This window comes from Nostoc sp. XA010, from assembly GCF_020829625.1.
GTDB lineage: Bacteria > Cyanobacteriota > Cyanobacteriia > Cyanobacteriales > Nostocaceae > Nostoc.
The window spans coordinates 46795-64496 of sequence record NZ_JAIVFX010000005.1 but is presented as its reverse complement, the minus strand read 5'-3'; the positions used below and the strand labels follow the sequence as shown (position 1 = coordinate 64496).

At 42.6% G+C, this 17702-nt stretch carries 14 protein-coding genes, 1 pseudogene and 1 CRISPR repeat array (1 of these 16 running past the window's edge); of the genes and pseudogenes, 3 read left to right on the top strand and 12 right to left on the bottom strand.

Annotated features, from left to right (window positions below; translation table 11 throughout):
* Positions 1-900: direct repeats of the CRISPR family, unit length 37 nt; unit sequence ATTGCAATTCATCAAAATCCCTATTAGGGATTGAAAG; it reaches 505 nt to the left of the window's first position.
* 39 nt (positions 901-939) lie between these two features.
* Positions 940-1461, bottom strand: a pseudogene (locus LC608_RS09480) (DUF29 family protein).
* Between the two features lie 95 nt (positions 1462-1556).
* The gene (locus LC608_RS09475) at positions 1557-2180 is read right to left on the bottom strand and encodes a class I SAM-dependent methyltransferase (protein WP_229553302.1); all 624 of its coding nucleotides are present in this window, start codon (positions 2178-2180) and stop codon (positions 1557-1559) included.
* A gap of 94 nt (positions 2181-2274) precedes the next feature.
* Between LC608_RS09475 and hemH the strand changes: the two genes are divergently transcribed.
* Positions 2275-3441, top strand: a complete 1167-nt coding sequence (hemH, locus tag LC608_RS09470) for a ferrochelatase (protein WP_229553301.1) — start codon at positions 2275-2277, stop codon at positions 3439-3441.
* 134 nt (positions 3442-3575) lie between these two features.
* Here hemH and LC608_RS09465 read toward each other — a convergent pair whose 3' ends face one another.
* The 9 genes from LC608_RS09465 to LC608_RS09425 all read right to left on the bottom strand — a co-directional run bounded on the left by LC608_RS09465 (position 3576) and on the right by LC608_RS09425 (position 13900).
* Positions 3576-4115 (bottom strand): DUF4126 domain-containing protein, encoded by a 540-nt coding sequence (locus LC608_RS09465; protein WP_229553300.1) that lies wholly within the window; start codon positions 4113-4115, stop codon positions 3576-3578.
* Positions 4116-4326: 211 nt separating this feature from the next.
* On the bottom strand, positions 4327-5622 hold the full coding sequence (gene purB / locus LC608_RS09460) for an adenylosuccinate lyase (protein WP_229553299.1): 1296 nt from the start codon (positions 5620-5622) through the stop codon (positions 4327-4329).
* A gap of 40 nt (positions 5623-5662) precedes the next feature.
* Positions 5663-6214 (bottom strand): DUF421 domain-containing protein, encoded by a 552-nt coding sequence (locus tag LC608_RS09455; RefSeq protein WP_229553298.1) that lies wholly within the window; start codon positions 6212-6214, stop codon positions 5663-5665.
* 156 nt (positions 6215-6370) lie between these two features.
* Positions 6371-7387: a YihY/virulence factor BrkB family protein gene (locus tag LC608_RS09450; protein ID WP_229553297.1), complete on the bottom strand. Its 1017-nt coding sequence runs from the start codon at positions 7385-7387 to the stop codon at positions 6371-6373.
* 286 nt (positions 7388-7673) lie between these two features.
* Positions 7674-8375 (bottom strand): bacteriorhodopsin, encoded by a 702-nt coding sequence (locus tag LC608_RS09445; RefSeq protein WP_229452218.1) that lies wholly within the window; start codon positions 8373-8375, stop codon positions 7674-7676.
* Between the two features lie 597 nt (positions 8376-8972).
* Positions 8973-10502 (bottom strand): YifB family Mg chelatase-like AAA ATPase, encoded by a 1530-nt coding sequence (locus LC608_RS09440; protein WP_229553296.1) that lies wholly within the window; start codon positions 10500-10502, stop codon positions 8973-8975.
* Positions 10503-10652: 150 nt separating this feature from the next.
* The gene (locus LC608_RS09435) at positions 10653-11357 is read right to left on the bottom strand and encodes a DevA family ABC transporter ATP-binding protein (RefSeq protein WP_229553295.1); all 705 of its coding nucleotides are present in this window, start codon (positions 11355-11357) and stop codon (positions 10653-10655) included.
* Between the two features lie 60 nt (positions 11358-11417).
* Positions 11418-12593, bottom strand: coding sequence for an ABC transporter permease DevC (gene devC / locus LC608_RS09430; RefSeq protein WP_229553294.1), 1176 nt, complete (start codon positions 12591-12593; stop codon positions 11418-11420).
* Positions 12590-13900, bottom strand: coding sequence for an HlyD family efflux transporter periplasmic adaptor subunit (locus tag LC608_RS09425; protein ID WP_229553293.1), 1311 nt, complete (start codon positions 13898-13900; stop codon positions 12590-12592). Before LC608_RS09425 ends, devC begins: the two co-directional genes overlap by 4 nt.
* 250 nt (positions 13901-14150) lie before the next feature.
* Between LC608_RS09425 and LC608_RS09420 the strand changes: the two genes are divergently transcribed.
* Complete coding sequence (locus tag LC608_RS09420; protein WP_229553292.1) at positions 14151-14765, top strand: TetR/AcrR family transcriptional regulator; 615 nt, start codon at positions 14151-14153, stop codon at positions 14763-14765.
* A gap of 774 nt (positions 14766-15539) precedes the next feature.
* Here the strand turns inward: LC608_RS09420 and infC are convergent.
* Positions 15540-16007: a translation initiation factor IF-3 gene (gene infC / locus LC608_RS09415; RefSeq protein WP_225892454.1), complete on the bottom strand. Its 468-nt coding sequence runs from the start codon at positions 16005-16007 to the stop codon at positions 15540-15542.
* Positions 16008-16264: 257 nt separating this feature from the next.
* On the opposite strand from infC, the gene LC608_RS09410 reads away from it, so the two are divergent.
* Positions 16265-17608, top strand: a complete 1344-nt coding sequence (locus LC608_RS09410; protein ID WP_229553291.1) for a DEAD/DEAH box helicase — start codon at positions 16265-16267, stop codon at positions 17606-17608.
* The last annotated feature ends 94 nt before the right edge of the window (positions 17609-17702 follow it).

The following is a 17702-nucleotide window of genomic DNA, read 5'->3' as shown; positions in this document are numbered from 1 at the left end:
TGCAATTCATCAAAATCCCTATTAGGGATTGAAAGTGTCTCCGGCGTAAATCTATTTGAGAGACACATTAAAATTGCAATTCATCAAAATCCCTATTAGGGATTGAAAGGATTATCCCACTCCTGCCAGCTTAGAAGATAGAGATTGCAATTCATCAAAATCCCTATTAGGGATTGAAAGATTCAACCACGCTCACAGGCGAATCCAGGTAACTATTGCAATTCATCAAAATCCCTATTAGGGATTGAAAGATCCCTATTTTAATAAGCCCATTAAACTCTGACTTAAATTGCAATTCATCAAAATCCCTATTAGGGATTGAAAGGCAAGTTTATGTCTAGCGGACAAAAGTATTGCTCTGATTGCAATTCATCAAAATCCCTATTAGGGATTGAAAGGCTTTAACACCCAAAGAGCAGGAGGCGATCGCGATTGCAATTCATCAAAATCCCTATTAGGGATTGAAAGAAGAGTAGGATAATCAGACTCAATATTCATTATAATTGCAATTCATCAAAATCCCTATTAGGGATTGAAAGTTGGGATTTCTTGCGCGAAAAATAACTTGCGGGAATTGCAATTCATCAAAATCCCTATTAGGGATTGAAAGTATTTTTTGGATCGTCCCGGTAAGATTTTGATTTTATTGCAATTCATCAAAATCCCTATTAGGGATTGAAAGTTTACGAGTTCCGCCGCCAACTGGACTATAAAACCAAATTGCAATTCATCAAAATCCCTATTAGGGATTGAAAGTGCATTACTCCGCCTGAAGCACGCCTATGGTTTTATTGCAATTCATCAAAATCCCTATTAGGGATTGAAAGTCTAAGGCTTTTACTATTGCCAGAGGGAATAAGTGGATTGCAATTCATCAAAATCCCTATTAGGGATTGAAACATTTTACAAAGAAAAGGTTTATTACTTTTGGGTCATTTTTTACCTCCTACCTGCTTTCCAATCTTCTCCACCGATTAGCTGAGTTAAAATTTCAGCCACAACTGCGGGTAACTCCTTAGCTGAATAGGAATAAGTTAGCGCCAAAAACTTCAACGCAGTGTGAATAATTTAGTTACTATCGACTATTTCAGCTAGTTGGAATTGATTATATGCTCCATTCATTACTTCCTCGCTAGCATAAGCGATCGCATCTTCAATCACTTCCTCTTCTATCAAAATTTTCCACTCATCTAAATTAATATAGTAAGATTTTTTATTATCTTTAATATTAAGTTTTTTAATTTCTCGGATTGAATTACGAATAGAATTTGCCCATGAACCAGTTAATCTTTGTTCTACTTGGTTCTTAATCAAATGAATCAGCAGAATCCTTAAATAAGCTTGAATATTCCGCAGAATAGCTTGTTTACTCATGCCTTCTAATTCATCTACAATTGCCAAGGCATCTGCATAACGTCCTTCCAAAATACTTTTTTTGAGGTCTATTAGTTCCTGGGTCATTTTTTCCCTTCCTACTGGCTTAAGTGCTGTATAACAATCACCCATACTTTATTAATAGCAGAGTCTCTTACCTGCCATTAATAAAGCAGTATTGCTCACTTCGTCGCCTGTATCACTTGCAAACTACCACCTGCATATAAAGTTGGCTCATCCACATTAAACCCAGTCTGAGTTAACAATCTAGGCAAATCAGTTTTCAACAATTGCCAAGCTGTTTCCGTTTCAAACAGCAACAAAAACACTGATACCCCAGGCCAAAATATCGGATTTGTAGGAGCATGAAAATCTACCAGTGTAAATATCCCTCCTGGCTTCAACACCCGATAAACTTCACTAATAATTTTTTGCAATTGCTCAGGCTGCATCTCGTGTAATGCAACGCTGGTATGCACCACATCAAATAGATTATCTGCAAAGGGCATCTTCTCGGCAAAAGCTTCGAGATAGACTGCTAATGGCACATTTTGCCGCGCCCGTTGCAAAGATTTGGGTGAGGCGTCCAATCCTGTTACATTTTGTGATAATTTCACCAAAAATTGGGTTGTTTGACCACTGCCGCAACATAAATCTAAAACCTGAGTATCTGAGCGAATTGTTAAGCCTTGCAAAGCAAGTTGCCGAAAACGGGCTTCACCACCTACACTTAAGGCTGCTAAACGAGAGATACCATCATACAGCCACTGATAACGGTAACTCCAATCCCTTAAAATTGTTGCCATTGCATATTTCCTTGCTATTAAGCTTTATTATTTAATAAAGATATATTGTTAACATTAGTAAAAAACCTGAAAAGATTGGGGGAAAGTAACTGCTATGGGTCGTGTAGGCGTCTTATTACTCAATCTCGGTGGCCCCGATAAGCTAGAGGATGTCGGGCCGTTTTTGTACAACCTATTTTCCGATCCGGAAATTATTCGCCTACCATTTCGCTGGTTGCAAAAGCCCCTAGCCTGGTTTATTGCCTCGCGGCGAACCAGAACATCTCAAGAGAATTATAAGCAAATCGGTGGTGGTTCTCCACTGCGGCGGATCACAGAAGCGCAAGGGCAAGCTTTAAAAGAACAGTTGAGTTATTTAGGGCAAGAAGCCAAGATTTATGTAGGGATGCGTTATTGGAATCCCTATACAGAAGAGGCGATCGCACAGATCACCCAAGATAATATAGAACACCTGGTAATATTACCATTATATCCCCAGTTTTCTATTAGTACGAGTGGTTCTAGCTTCCGGCTTTTAGAAAAACTTTGGCAAGAAGATCCAAAGCTTCAACCCATTGATTACACCGTTATTCCTTCCTGGTACAAAGAACCAGGCTACCTCCAAGCAATGGCGGAACTCATAGCCCAAGAACTAAAACAGTTTTCTAACCCAGATGAGGTTCATATATTCTTCAGCGCTCACGGCGTTCCTAAAAGCTACGTTGAAGAGGCTGGCGACCCTTATCAACAAGAAATTGAGGAATGTACTGCCCTGATTATGCAGACCCTCAATCGACCCAATGCCCACACCTTAGCTTACCAAAGTCGCGTTGGTCCAGTAGAATGGCTCCAACCTTATACTGAGGATGCCCTCAAAGAACTAGGTGCAAAAGGCGTGAAAGATTTGGTTGTTGTGCCAATCAGTTTTGTCTCAGAACACATCGAGACTCTGCAAGAAATTGATATTGAGTATCGGGAAGTAGCAGAAGAAGCAGGAATTGACAACTTCCGTCGTGTTCCTGCTCCCAATACCCATCCAGTATTTATTAATGCACTTGCAGACTTAGTGATTAATGCGCTGAAAAACCCCAGTTTCAAGCTTTCGCAAGCTGCCCAAATGAAAAAAAGGGTGAAAATGTACCCACAAGAGCGCTGGGAATGGGGTCTGACTACTAGCGCTGAAGTATGGAATGGGCGGATTGCTATGCTGGGCTTCATCGCCTTAATCATCGAGTTGATTACCGGTCATGGCTTCTTGCACATGATTGGACTTTTGCAGTAGATGAAAAGAGTTAGGAGCTAGGAGTAGAGACGCGATTAATCGCGTCTCTACATGAGTTAGAAGTTTTAAATTTTTGTTCGTAATTCTTCAACTCTTAACTTCTATTTTCATTCCTCACTTCTGACTTTTTACTCCTAACTTTTCTGCCAATACCAGTCATACCAATGCTTCGCGCTACGAACTGCAAACCAGAGCAGTATTAAAGCAATTAATCCTCCTTGCCAGGGAGCATCAAAGGCAAAAAGTACTAGAGCAATACACAAGGTATCTTGAAGAAAGACTGCCCACAAGGGTAAACCACGTAACCGATAGAACCAACCAACTTGAACTAGTTGGAGTACTAAAGCTAAAGAACCCCCAATACAGGCAATCAGCCAGCTTGGTGTTGCTGTTGCACTAGCTACTGCTAACCCCATAATTGCCCCCACGATGGGAGACATGAATAATTGAACTAGTTGTAGCAATCTTTGCCCCCATAGCTTTTTTGAGGCTAGTAATTCAACTAAAGACCAACAGCTAAGGCAAGCTAACAATATTGGTGGAGAAATATGAGATAAAATCGGAACTTGTGACCACAAGCTACTACCCTGCAACAATCCAATGATTAGCAAAGGTGTACCTATTCTCATTCCTGCTGCCGCAGAGGCTGAAAGTGTGGCTAGGATTTCAATCATTTAGGCACTCGAAGCACTAATAAATAAGTAAACATCTGTTATTTATACTACCCAGTGCTGGCAAAAATTCCAGCACCAAGCTAATAGTCTTCAGCAATGAAATACTAAAGATTTTTGGTATTTTTATATATCTTCTTTGAAAAAGTTTGTGTATTTTTTGAGTAACAAGTTAGTAGTAAGCGCTTAAGCGCTCACTACAAGCAAATTAATCCTAAATTCCCAACCTTTGATAAACCTCTTCTAAATGGCTCAGATGCTGCTGGGGGTCAAAACAGACTTCTAGTTCTGCTGGGGACAACTTTTCGGTAACGCGAGGATCTTTGCTAATCAAGCCCTGGAAATTACCTTCTGGCTTGTTCCAAGCGGCGTGAGCGCTTTCTTGAACGATCGCATAAGCATCTTCTCGGCTACTTCCCTTGTCTATCAAGGCTAGCAGGACTTTTTGGCTGAACACAACGCCACCGTAGCAGTTGAGATTCCGTTCCATGTTTTCAGGATAAACCAACAGGTTTTTCACCAAGTCGGTTATTTCTGACAACATAAAGTGCGTCAAAGTGCAAGCATCTGGCAAAATTACCCGTTCTACAGAACTATGGGAAATATCCCTTTCATGCCAAAGAGCGACGTTTTCCAAAGCTGCACCGGCATGGCTTCTGACGAGTCGCGCCATTCCCGTCAGCCGTTCCGAACGGATGGGATTGCGCTTGTGTGGCATTGCCGAGGAACCTTTTTGACCTTTGGAGAAGAATTCTTCAACTTCCAGAACGTCTGTTTTTTGCAGATTGCGAATTTCTACAGCAAAACGTTCGATGGATGCTGCTACCAAAGCTAATTGTTGCACATAGTCGGCGTGGCGATCGCGGGAAATAACTTGCGTTGAGGCCGTATCGGGTTTGAGTCCGAGTTTTTGGCAAGCGATCGCTTCTACACGCGGTTCAACATTCGCATAAGTTCCCACTGCACCAGAAATCTTACCCACAGCGATCGTTTTGTGGAGAATTTTCAGGCGCTCTTGGTGTCGCAACACTTCAGCTAACCAGCCAGCTAGCTTGAAACCAAAAGTGATCGGTTCAGCATGAATACCATGCGATCGACCAGCCATCACTGTATGACGATGTTCCCGTGCTTTTTCGCGAATTACCTGAATTAAATCTTCCAGACGTTGCAATAATATATCCAGGCTGGCAACCAATTGCAGTGCTAAAGCTGTATCCAAAACATCCGAACTAGTTAAACCCAGGTGAATGTACCGTCCTGCATCGCCAACATATTCGTTGACATTTGTCAAGAAAGCAATAACATCGTGGCGGACTACAGCCTCAATTTCCAACACTCGCTTTGGATCAAAATCTGCCTTGGCTTTAATTTCCTCAACCGCCTGAGATGGAATGTAACCTAGTTCAGCTTGAGCCTCGCAAACAGCAATTTCGACTTGCAGCCAAGTTTTTAGTTTATAGGCTTCACTCCACAGATTAGCCATTTCGGGTAAAGTATAACGCTCAATCACAGTTCGGCACAGAATACAACCGTCATATTTTACAGTTTAATTAATGTAGATCGCTTTTTAGTACTGCTTTTTGCTCAGGGACGGTACTAGTTTTGGAGTCGAAGGTGATGATACTAATGCTGCCGTCAGCCTCCATATATGCAAACTTCACATCTGCTAAAAATTCCACACCTTGCTGGCGTAACTTGCTCATCAACTCATCGTCTGTAATTAACTCTCGTTGCAAATGACGCTCAATCATCCGACCATTTTTTACCAGTAGCAGTGGTGGCTGATTCAGAAAACGTTGAAACTGGGGGATTCTGTAACCTAACCAGTTCAATAAGTAACTCCAAAAAATCACAGTTCCTACCAGGATAGCGCCTTCAGTAATTGATGTATAATTACTCGCCATAGCGTTTTGGGCAGCTTCAGCAAATAGCACAACTACGAGTAAATCAGTAATTCCTAGTGTTCCTAGTTGTCGGCTAGGAAGAAAACGTAGCACTGAGAATAGCGCTAAATAAACCAGCGAACCACGGATAATTAACTCAAAGATGCTGATGCTAGGAATAAAGATTGCCTGCCAATCGATAAAAAACCATTTTTCCATTAGCACTGATTTTCTTCCTTTCTCAATAGACTTCTGGAAAAAATCCAGTATCAGGTTATTTATCTGTGGTCTTATTTCATAAGACTAACTTTTATTAGAAGTTAAATACTTCAACATCTATCATTTTTACAAACCTAAATTCCTAACAATCAGGAATTAAAATCGCTGATTTTTTCTTCTCTGTTTTAAACGCTTGGGCTTCTTGAAAGACTGTAACAAGCGATTAATAAAGTTAGAAGAGGGCTTTTTATTAGCGGACGATTGCCCTGTTGGAGCCTTGCCATTATTTTCCGTGTTATCAGATAAAGGTATAGCATGTTTAGATGGGGTTATGCCACTACCGCACCTTCTGGCATACACTTGGGTAAACTCCGCACCGAAGAAAAGAATCTGTGCGGCATAGTTAACCCAAGCTAAGATTACCACCAGTGAACCAGCTGCACCATAGGCTGAACCAAAACTGCCATTACCTAAATATTGCCCTAACAAAAATCTACCGATAGAAAACAGAAAGGAGGTGAGCATAGCTCCAATTAAAACATCACTCCAACCAATTTCGACATCTGGTAGGACTTTAAAAATGAGTCCGAACAGGAACGTAGTGATGGCAAAAGAGACAATTAAATTGAGAATCTGCCAGAGAAAATCTACACCTGGCACCAAGTTACTAAAGTATGTTGCTAATGCTGCCAATGCCGTACTAATTACCAGAGAAACTAAAAGTAAAAAGCCAATACCGATCACCATTGCAAAGGACAAAACGCGTAAGCGAATCATGTGAGTTACGCCGCGTCCGGGTTTCGGTTTCACTTCCCAAATCGTGTTGAGGGAATCTTGCAACTCGGTAAATAAGCCAGTAGCACCCAATAGTAGAACTGCGACACTAATGATAGAAGCGATCGCTCCTGTTTTGGGTTTATTAGCATTCTGAATGGCTGTTTGGATAAATTCTGCGCCATCTGGGCCGACTAAACCTTGAATTTGTCCAACGATTTGACCCCTTGCCGCTTCTTCTCCAAATACTGCCCCTGCGATCGCAATTACAATAATTAGCAATGGTGCAATGGAAAAAATCGTGTAATAAGCTAGCGCCGCCGCTAACCGTGAGGCTTTATCCTCACTCCATTCTTTGAATGTCTCTTGTAATAACTTCCAAATAGCCTGCAAATTCATTCAATCAGTCTCCTTAAGGATGTCGCTTACTTCCTGATATATTGGATACTGATTTCATAAGTAGAGGCATCCCCCCAAGGGAGTTTGTGCAGCGTCCTGGGGGAGGAATTTAGCAGAGTCGGTAATTTCCTTGACGGGAATATCTATAAATAATTTGCTTTTTGGTAGGCAATAGGTACTGCGGTCGCTTTAGCATATAAAATGCAATGGCAGCGATCGCATAATCCCTTATTGATTCCCCTAATTCGGTTAGCTATTCTATTGCCTCTGACTGAAAATTTATTACCTACTCATATAACGCTTCCGATTCAGTAACCGATTCTCCCGCCTGTTCTAAATTACGTAGGGTGTTTAACGATAGAAAACCAAACCCGACTTTAGAGGCAATATCTAGTAGCGTATAACCCATTGTTTCCCCACCTTGACCAAAAGCGTTAAACCATTCTGGACTAAGAATCCACACAATTGGATAAAGTGTCCACAGCACCAAATGTACAGTTACCAGCTTGCGGAATGCTTGCTTGGATCTGGGATGTTTGCGTTCTGCCTCGATTCGGTAGGGTTTCACTAATAAGTAGAAAACCGCCGCGTAAGCACCACAACTCACAATATACCAGATGTAGCTGATCGGCTTGGGTGTAATTGTGGCAAGGAAGCCAGTGGCAAGCATATAAGCGTTTGCTCCTAACAAGCTACCTGTAATCAGCAGACTGGTTTTTCCCAAGAAAGTCAGATCTAACAACAACAGTGGCGTTGAGCAAAACCAAGTGACAAATCGCACCCAATAAGTTGGACGATCATTGATGATGTTAACTCCTTGACCGAATGCCATTGCTAAGTACAGCCCACTAGCAATTAAGCAAATGAAAAAATTAAGTGTATACAGTATTTTCCAGCGTTCATTTTTACCGTTGTGTGCGCCTACGCCGAAAAAAGCACAACCCAGCGCCATACTGATGACACCAATCCACAGCCAAGTTTGAACCATAAATATTTTCCTGTTTGTTGGTAACTATTAATGATAAATTGCTAAAGATAACTTTTACTAGTTACCCTTATTTTTTTTTGCTTGCATAAAAACCATTATTTTAATTTCTTATTGTACTAGTTTTAATCATTAATAAATACATTTTAAGGGAGATTTTAGATGAGTAAAAAATTAGTAAAAATCTGATTGAAATACAATCAAAAGTTAGACTTTAGTAGCTTGCATTTTAGTTCAGCATAAGCAGTCTCCTCTAGAGCAACACTTTATTGCTAAATCTGCAATAGTCTGTGCTAGTTTGAGAATGCGATATCTACGACGGGCTGCGCCTACCAATTGGCGATAATTAAAGATCCGCCAATGTTGATAATATAACAAAGCAACTGTTACCTAAAAGCAATGACACAAACGGCAGCATTTCCACCAAAATATTGACTTTTAAATTTGCGATCTTTGATTCTGCTAAAGTATTGATTTCCATAAAGGTTGGACTCTCGCTCATTTATTAGAATCATAGCTTTAGCCTTGCTGTTCTAGCTGCTGGTAACACAAAGTATCTGCATCAACCCTTAACAAACTTAAGGCATTATCACAAGATTTCTACTGCATTCTATCAATTGTGCGATATTGAATTGCTTCCGCTACATGATTGGTTTTTAGCTCATCTTCTCCTGCTAAATCTGCAATAGTCCGCCCTACTTTGAGAATGCGATCGCTTGCTCTTGCTGATAAACCTAATTTTCTAATTGCTACTTCTAATAAATTGCGGCTAGCATCATCTAGCTTGCACCATTTCTGGAGATGGCGACTTTGCATGTGGGCATTGCAACGCAGATTTGCTTCTCCTTGGAAGCGGGTAACTGCACGATCGCTTGCTTGTTGCACTCGTTGTAGCACTGTTATTGATGCTTCTCCCGTAGGTTGTTGGGTAATCTCCTCTGGTTTCAACCGATTCACCGCAACTTGTAAATCAATTCGATCCATCAATGGCCCAGAAAGTTTTGCCCAATATTGCTCGCGTTGACGGGGAGAACAAGTACATTGTTGGATGGTATCGCCATAGTAACCGCAAGGACAGGGATTGGTACTCGCCACCAAAGTAAACTGCGCGGGAAACGTTACTGATAGTTTGGTGCGGGAAATCGTGACGTAGCCATCTTCTAAAGGTTGACGCAGAAATTCTAAAACATCTCGTTTAAATTCCGTGAGTTCATCCAAGAAAAGTACACCTCTGTGAGATAATGATATTTCTCCAGGACGAGGGAAGCTACCACCACCCACAAGAGAAGGCCCGGATGCTGAGTGGTGGGGGCTGCGAAAAGGGCGATCGCGTACCAACGAACCGCGATTTTTCAATAAACCAGCCACTGAATGGATGCGAGTCACTTCTAAAGATTCGGCAAAACTTAGGGGCGGCAAAATCCCTGGTAAGCGCCGTGCTAACATGGTTTTCCCACTACCAGGCGGCCCGACAAAAATTAAATTGTGTCCACCAGCAGCAGCAATTTCTAAAGCACGACGCGCATGAGCTTGTCCTTTCACATCATGCAAATCTGCGCCAGGGTAAGATACTGTTGCTATCTCCGTTGTATGATCAACTTGCACAGGTTTGTAACGTCCGGGATTATTTAAAAAATCCACCACATCAGAGAGATGTTTGCAGCCGTAAACAGCCAAGTCTTGAACTACTGCTGCTTCTTGGGCATTATCAGCAGGAATAACTAAACCTGCAATTCCCATCTTTTGAGCTGCTGCTGCGATCGGCAAAACACCAGCCACCGGACGCAAACTGCCATCCAGAGAGACTTCGCCTAAGAATAGATAATCCCCCAACAAATCAGCGCTAACTTGCTCAGAAGCCGCCAAAATTCCCACACTAATAGGCAAATCGAAACAGGGGCCTTCTTTCCGTAAATCTGCGGGAGTTAAATTGATCACAATTTTTCGCATGGGAAAGGCGAAACCTGCATTCTTCAACGTTGCTTTGACTCTTTCTCGTGATTCTTGAATCGCTGAATCTGGCAGTCCTAAGACAACAATTCCCGGTAATCCCCCTGACACATCGACTTCTACGCCAACTTTGACGGCATCGATGCCCACAATTGATGCACTCCAAACTCTGGCAAGCATTTCTTATATAACAGTAAACCTTTCAAATCTCTAGCAGATGAGTCGCTACATTGGCATTAGTGAAATTACAGAGACGATTTTTGAGCGAAATAATTAAATACCACTTTCTGGCTGTTTTCTTGTTAATAAAAAATCTTGAGGAGAACCAATCTAACCGGCTGCAACAACAGCACCGTCATTTATTAACTTGCCATCTTCCATGTAGACGATGCGATCGGCAATATCTAGAATGCGATTGTCATGAGTAACTAAAAGAATAGTACAATGCTGTTCTTTAGCTAGGGTTTGCATGAGGTTGACTACATCTCGTCCCGATTTACTGTCAAGGGCGGCGGTAGGTTCATCCGCTAAGACAATTTTTGGACGACCGACCAACGCCCGAGCGATCGCAACTCTTTGTTTTTGTCCCCCAGATAAATCATCAGGATAATAATTCAGACGATGCCCTAATCCCACCTCCTCTAACATTTGGGCTGAACGGGTTTTCATTTCTGCCGGGGAAATATTATTATGTACTTCCAAGCCCATTCTGACGTTCTGGAGTACTGTCAGGCTACCGTGCAAGTTATGCGCTTGGAAAATATAACCATTACTGCGTCGCGCTTGGGTAAGTTGTCTTTTGTTAGCGCCACACAGTTCTTGTTCCAATATTTGCAAACTGCCGGATTGAGCAGAACGCAAGCCGCCGACTAAAGTGAGAAGTGTAGTTTTCCCAGAACCAGAAGGCCCAGTCATAATAATAATTTCGCCAGCGTTAATATCGAGGTTGATATCAAAAAGAACTTGCTTGCGAAGTTGACCATGACCAAAATAATGGTCGAGATTTTTAACAGATATTACAGGTTGACTACTCATAAATAGCTTGATTACTCGTGATGCTTGTCATTTGTCATTTGCAAATGACAAATGACAAATTTAAAACATATCTGCGGGATCGGCGGACTGTAATTTACGGGTGGCGATGGCACCAGAAATTACACACATAATCATTGTCAGGGTTAATACTGTTAAGGCTCGCGCTACGGTCATATAAAGTGGTAAATTGGTAGCATTACGAGTTAAATGATAAAGTCCTAAAGGTGCGATCGCTCCTGGGATAAAGCCTAAAACTGCCAAAATTATCGCCTCTTCAAAGACCACACCTAATAAGTAGAGATTGTTATATCCCATTGCTTTGAAAGTTGCGTATTCTTTGATATGAGAATTCACATCTGTAGAAAGAACTTGATAGACGATAATCACACCTACCATAAAACCCATTGCTACACCCAGGCTGAAGATAAACCCGATAGCAGTATTTGTTTTCCAGTAATTTATTTCAAATTCGATAAATTCTGCTTTGGTTAAAACTTTAACATCATCATCTAAATAAGTTTCTAAAGCTGTTTTCATCTGCTTTGGGTCGTAGCCTGGTTGTAGCTGCACTAAACCTAGACTGACACCACTGGCTTCTCGCCTGGGAAAGAGTCGCAAAAAGTTCTGGTCGTTGGTGATTAAAGTACCATCGGCTATGAAGGAAGCCCCGACTGAAAATAAGCCGCTAATAGTAATTGTCCGGCGTTCTATTTCGGTTGTGACAGTTTTACCTTGGTCAATTTGGGCGATCGCATTATTATAATCTCCTCTAGAGGCGCGATCAAACAAAACGGTATCTGGTAGCTTAACAGCGTCTATCTGGCGATTCACATCCGCTAAGTTAAACACTTGCTGATCGGGATTGAACCCCATAACTAATATTGTAGTTTTTTGATGTGTTTGGGGATTTTTCCAATCGACAATGTTGATATACATTCCTTCTGCTGACTTTACACCTGGTATATCCATTGCTTGATACAGCCGTCGCCGCGTAAAGCTGGACATATTTGCTAGGTTGCGTGCTTGGGGACTGATGACAAACATATCAGCCTGCATACTCCGATGCAGGATTGTATTACTTTCAAACAGGGCAGTCTGAAACCCTAGCTGCATAAACATCAGAACATCGGCAAAGGCAATGCCTGACAATGCTACCAAAAGACGGCCTTTTTCATGACTCAGTTGCAGCCATCCTAAAGGCGTTCGCCGCCGCAGTTGCTGGATAAATCCAATCACAGTACAATTACCGCCTTAACTTGCAAATTAGTGAAGCTAGAAGCATTTTGGCTAGATAGTTTATCCAGTTGCACATGCACTTCCACTACTCTGGCATCAATATTGCTAGAGGGATCAGCGTTGATCAGATTTTGCCGCTTTACCTGCATACCAATCCAATCCACTCTTCCCTCTAATTCATTGCGTAGGGAATCACTACTTACCCGCACATCCTGTCCCGGACGCACTTTCTTGATATCACTTTGGTAGACTTCTACTACTGCATACATCTGGTCAGTTTGGCCTAGAGCTACAATTCCTTCATTGCCAACAGTTTCTCCGGCTCGTGTATTAATCTCCAAAATTCGACCGGCTTTAGGAGCCACAACATAAGCCTGCGCCAGTTGTACTTTAATTTTATCCGCCGTGGCTTGAGCGCTGTCTACCTCTGCTTGTGCGTTTGCTATATCTGTTGGACGGACTTCAGCAGTTTGATTGAAGTTAGCTTTTGCTTCGTTAATCTGCTGTTGCAAGCTGGCGAGGGTTTGATTCTGGTTGGCTTTTGCTTCGTTAAGCTGCTGTTGTAGAGTTGCGACAGTTCTTGTCTGGGTGGCTTGGCTTTCAATTAACGCTTGAGTGGAAGTTTCGGCGTTTAAGCGTCTGTTATCAACTTCTTGGCTGGAAATTGCTCCTGCTTTATATAAAGTCTCGTAGCGCTGCACGTCAGCTTGAGCATTACGTCTCTCGGCTGCTACGCGAGCCACTGTTGCTTGCAAGCTTTGTTGTTGCCCAAGGATTTCTGCTTCTATACGATTAATTGTGGCTTGCTGAGTTTTAATGTTTCCTTCTAGTTCTACTTGCAAACGATTCACAGTAGCTTGACGCGCTCCAATTTCTCCCTGTTTTGCTCCAACTTTTACCTGGTTAACGCGGGTTTTGGCAACTTGAACTTGTTTTTGTGCTTCAATCAAACTAGCTTGTAGGCGATCGCGGTTGTCCATAATCGCAATTACCTGTCCAGCTTTTACGCGATCGCCTTCTTTCACCAATAGTTGCTCTACCCGATTTCCTTCACCAGTTGAAGAAGGCGCTGACAGTTTTATTATTTCTCCCTTTGGTTCTAACCGCCCTAATGCTGTTACTGTTTTTACCACAGGCTGAACTGCTACTGGTGTTTTTTGTTTTTCATTAGCTGTAGCCTGAAGCTTCATCACCGCATAAACACTGATTCCGCCTATTGCTAGAGATGTAATTATTGCAAGTAGAACAGGCGATCGCACAAGATTATGAGAAGACCTTAAGCCTTCTGAATTCCTGTTTTGCTCCATACTATTTTCCCTTACCACCAGTAGCAACTTGTACTAAACTGTCCAGTTCAATTCATGCTAAACTAAACGGACTAGTTTAGTCAATATGATACAACTAAACTTGTCAATCAATTTACAAAGGCATTATGCAGCGAAATGCTATTCCTGCCCCCTGCCTCCTTCAACGAAGGGTATATTTATTTTCGCCATTTTGTACTGGGGCATTTTGCAGCATCTATTAATATTGTTTATAAGAAAGGATAATTAATAAATGGTACGCATCAAAGCTGGCGAAGTTGATCGAGACAATTCCGTTGATAAAGTGGAGCAAATTTTGCAAGGGGCAATGCAAGAATTCCTCCAACATGGCTATGCTGGCACAAGTATGGATCGGGTAGCAGTAGCAGCAGGCGTTTCTAAAGCGACAGTCTACAGCCACTTTCAAGATAAAGAAGGACTTTTTAAAGTACTGTTAGAGCAACTGGCAAGCAAAAAGAACAGCTCCATTTTTGGCACAGAACCTATTGAGGGAGAACCAGCCGCCATACTGCACCAGGTAGCAACCAAAGCATTAGAGCAGATGCTTAACGACAAAGAACATAGTGCATTTATGCGAGTACTAATCGGGGAATCTGGGCGTTTTCCTGAGTTAGCTCAAATTTGTGTTCGGGCGATGATTAAGCCAGTAGCGGAAACTCTGACTCAGTACTTAGCGGCTCCTGAACTAAAGATACCTGACCCAGAGGCAACAGCGAGAATTCTCATAGGAGCATTGGTGCATTTTCATATTACTCAAAATGTGATGCATGGACAGGACATCATACCAATGGAAAGCGATCGCCTGATTGATGCCTTGACACACCTAATCAATAAATGCGCCGATTAATTGGCTATTTCCCAGCGCTTGTTCGGTCAGAAGATCAAATATCACCTTGATTGCGATCGCACTTATTTTGCAAATTCATGCGCTTTATACATAAACCCCATCCATTTTGAAACCTGGAGTTTTTAAGGAGAGTGTATTAGCCCTCTTTTGTCACTCTCGGAAAACAATAATCGAAGCAAGATTCTGAAACTTTGATTTAGTCGAGCTTTGAGCCTTATTTTCTAACAGTAACTAAAGTTTGTAGCTAAAACCTGAAAATTAAAGCTCCGAAAGGCTTACAGTGATTGGCTTCTCCCAAAGGGTTAGGGAACTCCAAAAAACAAATTATCCGATTTCTGGACTTCACTATGACTTTCCCTCCCCCTGCTTCCTGCTCCCTGCCCCCTGCCCCCTGCCTCTATAGCGTACCCCTTTGGGGAAGCAAGCTACGCGTAGCGTCCCGCAGGGATGGTATATTTTTTTATTTGGAAGTCCCTTATTCGGTTGTAGCTTGAGTTCTGAGCTTTACTCTAATTCCAAAAAACTATGGTTTTCAAGGTAGACGTGGTTTAAAACAAAACCCTGTACAAAGTTTTACCTTCTCGTACAGGGTTGTTTGCTATTCTATATGCTTAGAACAAGCTCATCTCCACTATTCAACAGCGAAAAATCCCCTAGCTATTTTCAGTGGGGATAATCTCAATGTTTTTTCCATAGAAGCTACAATGTTGGCTCCAGCTTTTTTCGTTCCTTACAAGCTGTTACAAATATATCCTCTAGCGATCGCAAGATTAACTAGGCAGGAATCACTTGAACAACTAGTGCGCGTTTATCCAGCGATTGGATTTTACCTACTTGACTGAGATCATTTGCAATTCGGTCTAGCAGTTCTCCCGCTTTGTCACGATATTGATGTTCTCGGCCTCGTAAACGGATGGCAAACTTGACTGAATCGCCTTTACTCAACCATTCACCTGCTTGTTGGATGCGTAAATTGTAATCAGCCACACCCACGTTTAGACCAAATCGAACTTCTTTGACCGTGGGTCTAGCACTCTGGCTCTGACGTTTTTTCTTTTGATACTGAAGCTTGCCATAGTTGAGAATCTTGGCGATTGGAGCCTCTTTACCTTGCGAGACTACAACTAAGTCAAGCTCTAAGCTCTCGGCTAGCTGTAGCGCCTCATTGGTGTCGATCAGACCACGATTGTTATTCTCATGGTCAATCAAGAAGACACTAGGTGACTTGATTTGTGAATTAATCAGTTGCTTTTGGATTGCGATAACGAATTTCTCCTAATTGTTCAACATTTTACATTCCAAGTAATGCTAATTTAACACAACGCTGAATTAGAGCAACTTTAACGACACAATCGACTACAATCTGTTAAGATGGGGTATTGCGGCACTCGCTCTTCAGTCTTTGCGCTATTGCCCATCAGCCTTTCAACGCTTTTTTATCCGTCCGCCTAAGACTGACGCCGCCATTGGCGACAGGCCGATGTTATTTTTGGAGTTTTATGTCTTTTTCTAATCTCGGCTTGTCCAATGAAATTATTCGTGCGGTTACCGAACGTGGGTACACCGAACCCACACCAATTCAAATACAGGCGATTCCTGCTGTATTGTCGGGTAGCGATTTGCTAGCTGGGGCACAAACTGGTACCGGAAAGACCGCCAGTTTTACCCTACCGCTTCTGCATCGTTTGTCGTCTGACAAGAGCATCAAAGGTACATATAAGGGATACCCGCCGATCCGGGCGCTGATTCTCACCCCAACTCGTGAACTTGCCGCACAGGTAGAAGAAAGCGTGCGTGAGTACGGTAAGTACTTGCAGCTAAACTCAATGGTGATGTTCGGCGGAGTCGGTATTAATCTGCAAAAGCAGCGTTTGAAGAACCGAGTGGATATTCTAGTCGCTACTCCAGGGCGACTGTTAGACCATGTACAGCAGGGGACGCTGAACCTGTCGCATATTGAGGTTTTGGTGCTAGATGAAGCAGATCGGATGCTGGACATGGGCTTTATTCATGATATCCGTCGCATCCTCTCACTATTGCCCAAAAAACGACAAAATTTGCTATTCTTCGCTACTTTCTCAGACAAAATTAAGACACTCGCCGCCGGGCTGCTGAATAACCCGACGATGATTGAGGTAGCACGCCGCAACGTTACCGCCGAGACGATCGCACAAAAAATTTACCAGGTAGATCGTGACAAGAAACGCCAATTACTTGCTCACCTGATTCGCCGAGATAATTGGTATCAGGTGCTAGTGTTCACCCGCACTAAGTATGGTGCTGACCGTTTGGTTAAGCAATTGGGCGAAGACCGCATTCAAGCACTAGCAATCCACGGAAATAAAAGCCAGCCAGTGCGTACTAATGCTCTGGCAAAGTTCAAAAATGGCAGCTTACAGGTATTGGTGGCAACAGATATTGCTGCTAGAGGTCTTGATATCAGCGAATTGCCTCATGTAGTTAACTTCGATCTACCCAATGTACCGGAGGATTATGTTCATCGCATTGGGCGCACTGGCCGCGCTGGCGCGTCAGGTGAAGCGGTATCGCTGGTATCCGTTGATGAATACCCTCTATTGAAAGATATTGAAAAACTGATTGAGCAGCGCTTGCCAAGGGAAGTGGTAGCTGGTTTTGCCTCCAACCCCGATATCAACCCCGAACCAATCCCAAATGGACGGCAACACAGAGCCAAACCCGAACGTGATAAGCGTCCGGCTCGTATTGCTAACCCGTTACCACAGACATCAGCTAGACGTAAGGCAGCGCCACCGGCCACAAATGGCGATAAGCCTGGTGCGCGTTCGTCGGCATCGCGCCGTTCTGCTAAACGCGATCGCTGATCTCTGTTAGGTGTTCAAGTATCTGAAAAACCTCACTTCCATTCCTCTCCCCTTCAAGGGGAGAGGAATGGAATTTTTCTAGGGGGTTAGGTTT